An 11931-nucleotide genomic window follows, 5' to 3' on the forward strand; every position below is an offset into this window, starting at 1 on the left:
CGCCAAGGCCGCGCGGCGCGCCCGGGGCGCATGGCCTGCGCAGATCACGCGCGCCCAGCACGCCAATCAGGACAGCCCCCACCCGACCCGACCCCGGGCGTGTCGCGCAGGCACGGTCCAGCATCCGCGCCCCTTCTTCCCGCAACAGACCGTCAATCGCGCGCAGCGCACCGTCATCGAGGCGCAGAGGCAGGGAGTCGCGCGAGGCCCCGTTCGCTTCCACCACCGAATCAGGCAGCGGGCTGCGGCCGTTTGCGATGACCAGCGGCAGATGCCGGACAAGGCCGCCGATCCCGTAAACCGCGCCCGCAGCCGCCGCCGCGTCCAGCCGGTTCGTATCGCGCTCGCCCAAAGCATGCGCGAGCGCCCGGGAGACACCCCCCGCCCCGCGCAGCATCATGAGACGCCACGCCTCCCAGTCGCCCATACCCTCCAGCTCGGCCTCGCGGGCCTCGAGAATACCCAGCAGAGCGTCCACAGGCAGAAGCCCTGACGCCACGGCCTGGCGCAGGGGGTCGGCAAGTTCATGTCTGTGCGGGGCGCCCTCGACGATCTCGCGCCACCATTGCAGCCGGATGAGGCCGGCCATCGGTCCGGCCAGCGCATGCGACTGTGGATTGACCACCGCCCGCGTCGCCTCGTGATGAAACGCGATCAGCGTCATCGCGACCTCGCGCACCGCCGCTGGCAACAGCAGGGCGCAGAAGAACCGGTCCGGATCGGACCGCCGCGCGATCTGCGCCGCAACCGACAGGGGGGACGCGTTGTTGTGGTCAGGTGAGACAGGCATCGTGATCACATGCCGTCCATCGCACGGGTGAGCAAGCCCGACACGCGACCGCGTCCCTTGACGCTCGGGGGCAGGGCCCATAGCTCTGGAAGCGCGGCAAAATATTGCCCTTTAGACAATGGAGAACGTCATGGCTTTCGAACTGCCAGCCCTTCCCTACGCTCCCAATGCCCTGGCGGCGGCGGGCATGTGCCAGGAAACGCTCGAACTGCATCACGGAAAGCACCACCAGGCGTATGTCACCGCCCTGAACGGTTTCGTCGACGCCCAGCCGGAGCTGCAGGGCAAGTCGCTCGACGAGGTCATTCTGGCCGTCAAGGGCGACGCGTCCAAGGCGCCGGTGTTCAACAATGCGGGCCAGCACTGGAACCACATCCTGTTCTGGCAGAACCTCGCCCCCAAGGGCGGCGTGATCCCCGATGCACTGGCCGCGAAAATCACTGCCGATCTCGGCAGCGTCGATGCCTTCAAGGAAGAATTCAAGAAGGCCGCAACCACGCAGTTCGGCTCCGGCTGGGCCTGGCTCGTTCTGGGCAAGGACGGCAAGCTGGCCGTCACCAAGACCGCCAATGGTTCCAACCCGCTGGCCGAAGGCCAGGGCACGGCGCTGCTCGGTCTCGACGTGTGGGAGCACGCCTACTACCTCGATTTCCGCAACCGTCGCCCGGATTACATCACCAACTATCTGGACAAGCTGGCGAACTACGAGTTCGCGGCCGCCCAGCTCGCCGCAGCCTGATGCGACGTCGGCTGGCCCAGCGCCGGCCGGACACGAAAAAGCCGGCTCCCTCACGGGGCCGGCTTTTTTTACCGTAGTCCCCCTTTTGGCAAAGGGGGCCGGAGAGAAAGCGGTCAGACAGGCTGGCCGATCTCGTTCAGCGGCTTGCCCGCCATCAGGTTGCGCTCGATCTGCTCCAGCGACACGCCGCGCGTCTCGGGGACGAAGCGCAGGGTGAAGACGATGAACAGGGCGTTCAGAGCGGCATAGAGCCAGAAGGTCTGCGCCGTGCCCAGCGTCGACAGCAACGTCAGGAACGTCGCGCCAACGACCATGTTGGCACCCCAGTTGGTGAAGGTGGAACACGCGATTCCGAAATCGCGGCCCTGCAGCGGCTGCACCTCGGAGCACAGGATCCAGATCAGCGGACCGGCCGAGAAGGCAAAACCGATGATGAAGCACAGCAGCACCGCCACCGACAGATAGCGCGCCATATCGGTGCCCGTGCCGATATACAGCATGGTGCCAAGAACCCCCATGCCAAGCGCCATGACGACGAAACCGGCCAGCAGCATCGGGCGACGACCCCATTTATCGACATAGCCGATAGCGATAAAGGTCGAGAGCACGTTGACCAGACCGACGATCGCCGTCCCCCACATCTGCGCGCCCTGCCCGAAGCCGGTCGCCTCGAAGATGCGTGGAGCGTAATACATGACCACGTTCATGCCGGTGAACTGCTGCACGACCTGAAGCGCGATACCCAGAAAGACCGAGCGGCGGAAATTGGGATTGTTGCGGAACAGGGTGAAACCCTGCTGGCGCTCCTGAAGCTGCTCGACGATATCGCGCGTTTCCAGATGCGCCAGACGTTCGTCGCCGCGCAGGGACGTCAGCACCTTGTGCGCTTCCTCGTGGCGGCCACGCATGATCAGCCAGCGCGGGCTGTCGGGCAGGAACATCACGCCCACCAGGAACACCAGCCCGGGGAACGCCACCACGCCCAGCATCCAGCGCCAGGCCTCATAATAAGAAAACAGCGCGTCGGAGACGAAGGCGACCAGAATGCCGATGGTGATCATCAACTGATACGTCGAGATCAGCGAGCCGCGGCGCGCATGGTCCGACACCTCGGAGATGTAAAGCGGCGCGGTGAAAGTCGCGATGCCGATGGCCAGACCGAGCACGACGCGCGCGCCGATCAGCATAGCCACCGACGTCGCGACGGCACACAGCAGCGAACCGACAACGAACAGGCACGCGCCGAGAACCAGCGACTTCTTGCGGCCGAATGAAAAGGACAGGCGCCCGGCGAACAGGGCACCGATGGCGGCCCCGAACATCATGGACGAGACGATCCACTCCTGCGCGGCCTGCGACGCGCCAAAATCCTTGGCGATGAAGCTGAGCGCACCAGAGATCACACCGATATCGAGGCCGAACATCAGGCCCGCGACGGCGGCCAGGACGGCCGTCAGGACGCCCTTGGCCGTACGAGGCACGGCGTCCGGATGCGTTGAAAATACTGCTTCACTCATTGTTCTGTATCTCCAGCCCTTTTTCTTGGAAGGGTCTGCCCGTTACGGGATTCTTGTTGGTTGCCTGCTGCCCGGACACCCGGGGTCCGCCGCTGGGTGGAGCGCAGGAAAGTCCTCTCAGCTAACGTGTCACACTATGCAATTTTTGCACCTCCGTCACGCCATTACAGCGCGTTCATCCGCTCCATACGCAGATGTGATCGGTCACATCGGCGCTGGGAAACCCCCGCGACGGCGCGCGGGGTAAAGGCCTCACCACTCGGCGAACGAGCCGTCGGCATGGCGCCAGACCGGGTTGCGCCAGCGATGGCCCTCGGCGGCGCGCGAACGGACATACTCCTCGTCGATTTCGATACCCAGGCCGGGGCCGGACGGTATCGCGACGAAGCCGTCGCGATAGGCGAACACGCTCTTGTCCACGACGTAATCAAGAAGATCATTACTTTTGTTGTAATGGATCCCCAGGCTTTGTTCCTGAATGAACGCATTGTAGGTGACCGCATCGAGCTGCAGGTTCGCCGCCAGCGCGATCGGGCCGAGCGGACAGTGCAATGCCACCGCGACGTCGTAGGCTTCCGCCATCGCGGCGATCTTGCGCGTCTCGGTAATGCCGCCGGAATGGGACGGATCGGGCTGGATGATATCGACGCAGCCCTGTTCGAGAATGCGTTTGAAATCCCAGCGTGAGAACAGGCGCTCGCCCAGCGCGATCGGCGTCGAACAGTGCTTGGTGATCTCCGGCAGCGCCTCGTAATGCTCGCTCAGCACCGGCTCCTCGATGAACATCAGGTCGAACGGATCGAGTTCCTTGGCCAGAACCTTGGCCATCGGCTTGTGAACACGCCCGTGAAAATCGACACCAATCCCGATATAGGGGCCGACTTCCTCCCGGATCGCGGCCACGCGCGCGATCACCGCATCGACCTTTTCATGCGTGTCGACATATTGCAGTTCCTCGGTCGCGTTCATCTTCACTGCGGTGAAACCACGATCGACCACCTGACGCACCGCACGGGCGGTATCGGCCGGACGATCCCCGCCGATCCAGGAATACACCCTGATCCGGTCACGGCATTTCCCGCCCAGCAACTGCCAGACCGGTACGCCGAAGGCCTTGCCCTTGATGTCCCACAACGCTTGGTCGATGCCGGCCAGCGCGCTCATGTGGATGGCGCCACCACGGTAAAAACCGGCGCGATACAGAACGTTCCAGTGATCCTCGATCAGAAAAGGATCCTTGCCGATCAGGTAATCGGACAATTCCTCCACGGCGGCGGCGACCGTGGCGGCACGACCCTCGACCACGGGCTCGCCCCAGCCGACAATACCTTCGTCGGTCTCGATCTTGAGGAACAGCCACCGGGGAGGCACCTGGAACGTGGTCAGCTTGGTGATTTTCATGACGTTATCCCGTGATGTCAGTTCCGCGAGCGCAATTCGCCGATCGCGTGGATGTAATGATAGGCGCGCTCGGCCAGCGCCGGCACGGACATGCCCTTGCGGTACAGCCCGGAACCGAGCCCGAACCCCGCCGCGCCGGCGTCGAGCCACGGACGCATATTGTCCGGTGTGATGCCGCCCACCGGCACAAAGGACGTTCCGGCCGGAAACACGCTCCGCCACGCCTTGAGCACGGTCGGCCCGAGCTGTTCGGCGGGAAAGAGCTTCAGGGCGTCCGCTCCGGCGGCAAGCGCCGCGAAGCCTTCGGTCGGCGTTGCGACACCGGGTGTGCAGACCATGCCCGCCGCCTTGGCCGCACGTATCACCGCCGGGTCGCCGTGGGGCATGACGATGATCCGGCCGCCCGCCTCGGCCACGTTCGCAACCGCTTCGGTCGACAGGACCGTGCCGGCACCGATCAGCAGCCGGTCACCGAACGCCTTGTGCAGACGCCTGATGGAATCAAACGGCTCGGGAGAATTCAGCGGCACTTCGACGATGCGAAACCCTGCGTGGAGCAGCACTTCGCCCATCGCCACTGCTTCGGCGGGACGCACCCCGCGCAGGATCGCGATCAGCGGGCAGTGCCCGATCGCCTCAGTCAGGTCGATGCTCATCAGGAGAGTCCTTTCGCAGAAACGACAGCACGCACGAGGCCAGCCTGACACGCGATCGCGAACAGGCCCGCGGCCGCCGTGTTGCCGACCATGCGCGGTGCCGGCAGCCCCAGCAGATCGAACGCACGGGCATAGCGACGCGACAATGCGTCCTCCCCCACGATCACCACGCGCCCGATGGTGTCGGCGCCCGGGGCCGTCCCGCCGATGGCCATCATGCCGGCCCGGATTTCATCGCCCAGCACCATTCCGGACAGGTAGTCCCCTGTGGCGGCACCCGGCAGCACACCGGTCACGAACAGGCTGCGCGCCGAAAACAGGATGGGCGCCAGGCCACTTTCGGAGGCAGCCGCCTGCAGCACGCCTCGGCGAAACGCGTCGTCGCGCACGCTGTCGGAGGTCTCGCCCCCCTGAGACGGCCGCCCCAGAATCGAATGCTTCATCAGGACCGCATAAAGCTCGCCCGTCATGAAGGTGCGAAAACTCTCGATCTGACCGCCTTCGATGCGCACCCATTTCGAATGGGTGCCCGGCATGATCATGATCGACGACGCGCCCCACTGCGGATGCTGCGACAGAGCGCCCATGATCTGCGTCTCTTCGCCGCGCATGACGTCAGGCGTCGGGCCGTCCAGCCGCACACCGGGCACGATCGGCAGGACGTCGCCGTCACGCGCGCCCAGCCCTTCGACCAGACGCGCCGGATCGGCCGGACAGGCCACATACGGCACGTCGCGCCAGCCGCTGGTGCTGCCGACCATGCCGCAGGCCAGCGCCGGCAGCGCCGGGTCCGCCCCCAGACCGGAGCGGGCCTGCGCGTATGCCGCGGCAAATCCGCCCTCGGGCAGCGCCATGATGCCGTGCGGGGCGGCATATTCGCCCCGCACGTGTCCTTCGGCATCCATCAGCCAGCCCCGGAGCGAGGACGTGCCCCAATCCAGGGCCACCAGTTGCGGGGTTTCGTTCATGACAGCCCTCCCTCCCGAAGTAGAAGGCGCGAGACGTCCGTCGCGGCTTCGATCACCAACGGCCCGAGTTCATCCATACGTTCGCGGGGCAGATACGGCGTCGCGCTGGCCACCGACAGCGCGGCCACGATCCGTCCGTCGCGATCGCGCACCGGCGCGGCGACGCAGTTGATCCCGCGTTCGTTGTCTTCAAGGTCGAACACCCGTCCCCGCGCCCGGTAGTCAAGCATGCGCGCGACCCAGAGGTCGGCGTCGACAGGGCGCGTGGTCGACGCCTCGTCCAGCAGGGAACGCCATTCGCTCTCCGCCGCGTCGAGCAGGAGCGCCCTCCCGACACCCGTCAGGACCAGCGTCATGCGCTGCCCCACGCGGGAGCGCATTTCCAGCCCACGCTGCCCCGCGATCTTGTCGACATAGAGAACATCCGCACCCGCGCGGACGCCCAGATGCACTGTGTCCTGCGTCTGGCGTCCCAGCCGCTCCAGAACAGGCCGGGCCACGGCGGCAAGCGAGGGTGCCCCGGCCACCTGCCCCGCCAGCGCGGCGAACTGCGGTCCCAGGACGTAGGCACCGGCGCGCTGACCCAGCCAGTCCAGACGCGTCAGCGCGCTGACCAGGCGTTGCGTGGTGCTGCGGGTGCACCCCGTCGCCGCTCCGATCTGGGCAAGCGATCCCGCTCCACGCCCGACCGCCTCGAGAATTCCGAGGCCACGTTCAAGCGCCTGCGTACCGGTGCCCGACCGGAGTTCGGTGCCGGGTATCGGCGAGCGCGCACTGACACGCGCCAAGGCTGTCCGTTCGGTCATACCCGAGACGTATGCCAAACGCCCCGATGGCTCAATATATGAGACAAAACCCACATTGTGGGCGAATAGGCAAAAATTAAGCCGGACGAAGGGGTTATCCCTCGTCCGGCTTAAGCACCACTTGGTGGCGGCCTCTCACATTTTCGCCAGCAGGCCTGGACCTGTCGGCACGGCGTCAAGCTTTCTTCGCGGGCTCGGCGGAATCGTTGGCCGGCTTTGCCGTCGAACTCAGGATCGTGCTGATCGTGTCGCGCAGCACGATCACGCGCACATTGGGTGCGATCTCGACGTCGATTTCGGACGATCCCTCGCGCACCTTCTGCACCACGCCGACGATGCCCCCGGCCGTGACCACGCGGTCGCCGCGGCGCAGCCCGCTGAGCTGGCTGCGCAGTTGCTTCTGCTTCTGCTGTTGCGGGCGGATCAGCAGGAAATAGAACACGACGAAGATCAGCAGATAGGGCGCCATGGCAATAAGCCCGGCGCTGCTGAAGGCGCCTCCGCCGGCGGACTGGGCATAGGCGGGCGAAATGAACAGGCTGGTCACGCGAAAATCTCCGGCGAAAGCGGGTTGTCGGATTCGTGCCGGGACCATAGTTTTCGCCATCGTCCCGTCAAGGCATCGGCCCTCTGCATACAGGTCCGGCGCGCTCCGGACCATCATCTTGTACGAAGGACATCCGGTTCATGGACACCGCCACGCTGCCGACCCTCGCCCTGCCCGTGCTCGAACGGATCGCGGCAGCCCTCGAACGCCTCTCGCCGCCCATGCCCTCGCTGGCGGGGATCGACCACGCCGACGCGTTCGTCTGGCACCCCGCGTTCGGGCGGCTGACGCCGGTAGCGCATGTGGCCCATGTCGACCTGTCGCTGTTGCAGGGAGTCGACTACCAGAAGCGGCAGATGCTGGAGAACACGGTCCATTTCGCGCGCGGGCTGCCGGCGAACAACGCCATGTTGTGGGGCGCGCGCGGCATGGGCAAGTCGTCGCTGGTTAAGGCCGTGCACGCCATCGCCAACCAGGTCGACGGGCGGACACCGACGCCGGGACAAGGCCGCGTCGCACTGATCGAGATCCAGCGCGACGACCTGTCGACCCTGCCGGAACTGCTCGCGCTGCTGCGCACCAGTGATCGCCGTTTCATCGTGTTCTGCGACGACCTGTCGTTCGAGCGCGAGGACGCCGATTACAAGGCGCTGAAATCGGTGCTTGATGGTGGCATATCGGGACGTCCGGAGAATGTGCTGTTCTATGCGACGTCAAACCGTCGCCACCTGATGCCGCGTGAGATGATCGAAAACGAAAGTTCGACGGCCATCAATTCCTCTGAAGCCACCGAGGAAAAGGTATCGCTGTCCGACCGCTTCGGCCTCTGGATCGGTTTCCACAACTGCGCTCAGGCGACGTTCCTCGCCATGGTTCGTGCTTACGCCCGCGAGCGCAACCTGCCGATCAGCGACGAAAATCTGGTGCGGCAGGCCAATGCCTGGTCGGTCGGACGCGGCGGACGCTCCGGCCGCGTCGCGTGGCAGTTCATCGAACATCTGACGGCCGAATTATCCGTCTGATCCCACGATCGCGGGGCTCAACACCCCGCGTCGAACCGCCCGTCATACACCGTCGAGCGCCAGCCGCCCGATGGCCGGATCGTCGGTGAAAAACCCATCCAGGCCCAGATCCAGATACGCCCGGATCTCCGCGATCGAGCCCTCGACGTTCCGTGCGTTGGGCGCACCATGATCGCGCAACTGTAGCGGCAGAAAGCAGTTTTCCGGCCGGCAGGTATAGGAATGCACCAGAAGCCCGGCCTCGTGCGCGTCCCGGACCAGCGTGGTGGGTGTCTGCCATGCGCCGTTTTTGTCGCGCGGGATCAGGTCCGTGTTGGCCGGACCGATCACGTCGGCATAGGCACGGACCTGCCTGAGCGACGACGGCGTCATCAGATCCCGGAACGTCGTGTGGCCACCGACGGCCGCAATATCGGCGGGCGTGTAGCCTCCGGCCATCAACAGCATCAGGCGCGCCTGCGGATTGATGGTTTTGACCTGCTCGTGAATCGCCTTGAGGTTGGCGGTCTCGAAGGACTGCACCTCCAGCGGGGCCTGCCGCGTGTATTCGTGCGCGGCGATCGTACGCAGGAACGCCGCTTCCGGGTCGAGGCCAAGGGCGTGGAAGTGCGTGGAGCTCTTGATTTCAGGAATGATCCCGATGACGCGCCCACGCGCCGCCGACTCTGCCGCGACGAAATCAATCACTTCCTCGAAGGTAGGAACGTCGAAATGTCCGTCATAGCGTGTGTTATGGACGCGAATGGCGGGAAGGCGTTCCTTGGCGCGCAGAGTCTTGAACTCGGCGAGGGTAAAATCCGTCGTGAACCAACCCGTCTGCGACATACCGTCGACCGTCATCGTGCGGCGGCGCGCGGCAAATTCCGGGCGGGAAGCGACATCGGTGGTATCGGTGATGTTGCTTTCATGCCGGACGACCAGGACGCCGTCACGCGTCGGCACAAGATCAGGCTCGATATAATCGGCGCCGTCGGCGATCGCCTTGGCGTAGGAGGCAAGCGTGTGCTCGGGCCGCAACGCCGATGCGCCTCGATGTGCAAAAACCAGCGGGCGGGGCGCCAGTGACGGCGCGGCCACGACGCGGGTGGCGACCCCGCCCCCCAGCGACATACCCGCAAGAGCCAAGAGTGTCTGTCGCCGGGAAAAGGTCATGTGTGTGCTTTCAGAATGTCGCGCTGATGGTGCCAAAGAACATGCGCGGTGCCACGGGAAAGGCAGTATACTGCGCCGAGGCATTGCTGATGGACAAGGTCGACCATCCGCGCTCATTCGTCAGATTGGTAATATTGCCCTGGATATGCAGGCCCTTGACGTGCGGAATGCCGTGGAAGGTATAGCCGGCGTTCACGCTGAACAGCGCATAGCCGTTTGCCCACAGGTCGTTGGTATATGTGGTGTAACGCTTGTCAATCACATCGCCGACGAACTGGGCCGAAAACGCACCCCAGTTGGTGGAGGCGACAAATTTCTCGGTCCAGGCCGGAACGCCCGCCACGTTCTTGCCCGCCGTATGCACGACTGTCGTTCCGGTCATGTAATTGTCGTTATAGGTCGACTTGTTGTACGACAGGGCGTTGTAGAACGAGAAATGCGGGCCGAATTGCAGGGTGAACGAGAAATCCATGCCGTCCGTGGTCACCGACCCGACATTGGTCAGGATCGTGGCGCTGCCCACGATCGACGATAGGGTCTGCGTCGTGGCAACGGCCAGCAGCCGGTTCGAAAAATGCACGTGGTAGTATTCAAGCTGTCCGCTCAGTCCCGTCAGCGGTCCGAACGACAGGGCGCGGTTGGTGCGCAGACCCGTCTCGTAGGTCCATGACGTCTCGGGCTTTCCGTTGTTCTTGAATTCCTCGAATGCGCTCTGGCTGGTCACGCCCCAAGGCGTCGCGCTACCGTAGCCGGCATCCTGATAGGTCCGGACATTTTCCTGGATATTGGCGAACCACTGTTCGTGCGGCGTGAAGTTCCACAACGCACCGAATGACGGCAGGAACGGCTTGACGACCGCGATCGTGCCACCGCCCACCGTGCGCGCGGTCGTGGGCGACAGGGATCCCGGCAGCGCCGCCACCGGCAGCGTGCCGTTGGTGTAGACCAGTTCGGACTTGAACCCGCCCATCAGCGAGAAGTGGGGCGAGATCTGCCACGTGTCCTGCAGGTGAGTCGTCCACGTGTTGGTGTAGAAATAATTGGTGTACTGATCGATCAGCGCATTCTGCTGGCGCTCGTAGGGCGTCGTCGGATTATTGACGTCCAGCGGATACCAGCGACGGGCCTGCGAGTTATTGTTCCGCTCGTACCAGCCGCCGACTTCCAGATGGTGCTTGCCAAGCTTGTAGCGCAGGGTCGACTGGATACCCCCGCGATTGTCCCAGTATTCGGTCGTGCGTGTCGCGTAACCCGAACCGCCGAAGACCGTGCTCAGGTCCTGACCGGGAAAATAGGCCGCGAACAGTGCCGGCAGGCCCGCCGCGCTGATCGGACCGGCCACGACGCCTTCGCCCAGATCGTGATGATAATAGATCTGGGTGTCGAGATGCAGGTTGGCGTTGAAATCGTGTGTCCAGGATGCGTACGTCAGGAAATCCTGACGCTGCGCGGCGGAATAGTAATTGCGATAGTTCAGGCCCGCCGCCTTCGACTGCCCCGAGGCAAGATAGCTCTGCGCGGCGGCAAAGTCCGGATAGAAGAACGGACGGACATAGGTCCCCTGCCCGTTCGGCATCACGATCCCGTCCTCGTTCGGTTCGACCTTGTCGGACCAGTCGAAGAAGTAGCTGATCTTGTCGTTGCTGCCCTGATGGACGAATTTCGCGTTTACCTGGTTGCCGCCCTGATGGCCGGCGAAATCCCACGCCCGGGAATCCTGCCGCGCCCAAGAAATATACGCGCTGTTCCCGTTGCCGAAATCGCCGGTATCGACGCGAGCAAACGTGCGGAAGGTCGACCAGCTGCCGAAGGTCTGCGCGATCTGTGCACCCAGGCGATGCGCCGGATCGGAACTGATGAACTGGAGCGTGCCGCCGAGGTTGCTGGTCGAAGCCGTGCCGAGGGCACCGGCCCCCGTCGCGACCGACGCCGCGGCAACGTTTTCGCTGATCACCGCGCGCTGCGGCGACAGGCCGTTGAAGTTGCCGTACGCCTGATCGCCCAACGGCACGCCGTCGAGGGTATAACCCAACTGGTTCTGGTTGAACCCGTGAATGAACAGCGACGAATTCTGCTCGTTGTTGCCCCATGGGTCGGCATTCTGGAAGACGACACCGGGCAGGATCTGAAGCGCCTTGACCGGGCTCATACCGGGCAGAAGGCGCTGGATCTGCGTACGGCCGAGGCTCTGCTCGGAACGGCTGCGCCGTGCGGTCGAGACGATGTCTTCCGCCTGAACGACGGCTGCCCGGGCGGGCACGCTGGCGCCTGCGGGTGACGGTCGCACATATGCGCCCGCGATACCGACGCGCGGGGCGGCCGTTGCCGGGCCC

At 64.6% G+C, this 11931-nt stretch carries 11 protein-coding genes; 2 read left to right on the forward strand and 9 right to left on the reverse strand.

Annotation, left to right across the window (positions count from 1 at the left end):
* On the reverse strand, nt 1–790 hold a 790-nt coding region (locus HUK82_RS10880; protein ID WP_176613978.1), incomplete at its 3' end, for a squalene/phytoene synthase family protein.
* 130 nt (nt 791–920) lie between these two features.
* Between HUK82_RS10880 and HUK82_RS10885 the strand changes: the two genes are divergently transcribed.
* Nucleotides 921–1529 carry a superoxide dismutase gene (locus HUK82_RS10885; protein ID WP_176613979.1) on the forward strand — a complete coding sequence of 203 codons (609 nt, stop codon included), beginning with the start codon at nt 921–923 and terminating at the stop codon, nt 1527–1529.
* Nucleotides 1530–1642: 113 nt separating this feature from the next.
* On the opposite strand, the gene HUK82_RS10890 is transcribed toward HUK82_RS10885, so the two are convergent.
* The 6 genes from HUK82_RS10890 to yajC all read right to left on the reverse strand — a co-directional run bounded on the left by HUK82_RS10890 (nt 1643) and on the right by yajC (nt 7472).
* Nucleotides 1643–3046, reverse strand: coding sequence for a sugar porter family MFS transporter (locus HUK82_RS10890; protein ID WP_176613980.1), 1404 nt, complete (start codon nt 3044–3046; stop codon nt 1643–1645).
* Nucleotides 3047–3298: 252 nt separating this feature from the next.
* The gene (gene dgoD / locus HUK82_RS10895; protein ID WP_176613981.1) at nt 3299–4447 is read right to left on the reverse strand and encodes a galactonate dehydratase; all 1149 of its coding nucleotides are present in this window, start codon (nt 4445–4447) and stop codon (nt 3299–3301) included.
* Between the two features lie 17 nt (nt 4448–4464).
* Nucleotides 4465–5103: a 2-dehydro-3-deoxy-6-phosphogalactonate aldolase gene (locus tag HUK82_RS10900; RefSeq protein ID WP_176613982.1), complete on the reverse strand. Its 639-nt coding sequence runs from the start codon at nt 5101–5103 to the stop codon at nt 4465–4467.
* The gene (locus tag HUK82_RS10905; RefSeq protein ID WP_246495138.1) at nt 5103–6071 is read right to left on the reverse strand and encodes a 2-dehydro-3-deoxygalactonokinase; all 969 of its coding nucleotides are present in this window, start codon (nt 6069–6071) and stop codon (nt 5103–5105) included. The genes HUK82_RS10900 and HUK82_RS10905 overlap by 1 nt, the downstream gene beginning before the upstream one ends.
* On the reverse strand, nt 6068–6877 hold the full coding sequence (locus HUK82_RS10910; protein ID WP_176613983.1) for an IclR family transcriptional regulator: 810 nt from the start codon (nt 6875–6877) through the stop codon (nt 6068–6070). The genes HUK82_RS10905 and HUK82_RS10910 overlap by 4 nt, the downstream gene beginning before the upstream one ends.
* A gap of 175 nt (nt 6878–7052) precedes the next feature.
* Entirely contained in the window at nt 7053–7472 is a 420-nt protein-coding gene (gene yajC, locus HUK82_RS10915; RefSeq protein ID WP_176613984.1) for a preprotein translocase subunit YajC, read from the reverse strand.
* A gap of 107 nt (nt 7473–7579) precedes the next feature.
* On the opposite strand from yajC, the gene HUK82_RS10920 reads away from it, so the two are divergent.
* Nucleotides 7580–8446, forward strand: a complete 867-nt coding sequence (locus HUK82_RS10920; protein ID WP_373318290.1) for an ATP-binding protein — start codon at nt 7580–7582, stop codon at nt 8444–8446.
* A 42-nt stretch (nt 8447–8488) separates the two neighbouring features.
* On the opposite strand, the gene HUK82_RS10925 is transcribed toward HUK82_RS10920, so the two are convergent.
* Nucleotides 8489–9598: a glycerophosphodiester phosphodiesterase family protein gene (locus HUK82_RS10925; RefSeq protein WP_176613986.1), complete on the reverse strand. Its 1110-nt coding sequence runs from the start codon at nt 9596–9598 to the stop codon at nt 8489–8491.
* A gap of 10 nt (nt 9599–9608) precedes the next feature.
* Complete coding sequence (locus tag HUK82_RS10930; RefSeq protein WP_456304201.1) at nt 9609–11900, reverse strand: TonB-dependent receptor; 2292 nt, start codon at nt 11898–11900, stop codon at nt 9609–9611.
* Between the last annotated feature and the right edge of the window lie 31 nt (nt 11901–11931).

Origin of the sequence: Ameyamaea chiangmaiensis, from assembly GCF_013376175.1 — a bacterium.
In the GTDB taxonomy this organism is placed as follows: Bacteria; Pseudomonadota; Alphaproteobacteria; order Acetobacterales; family Acetobacteraceae; genus Ameyamaea; species Ameyamaea chiangmaiensis.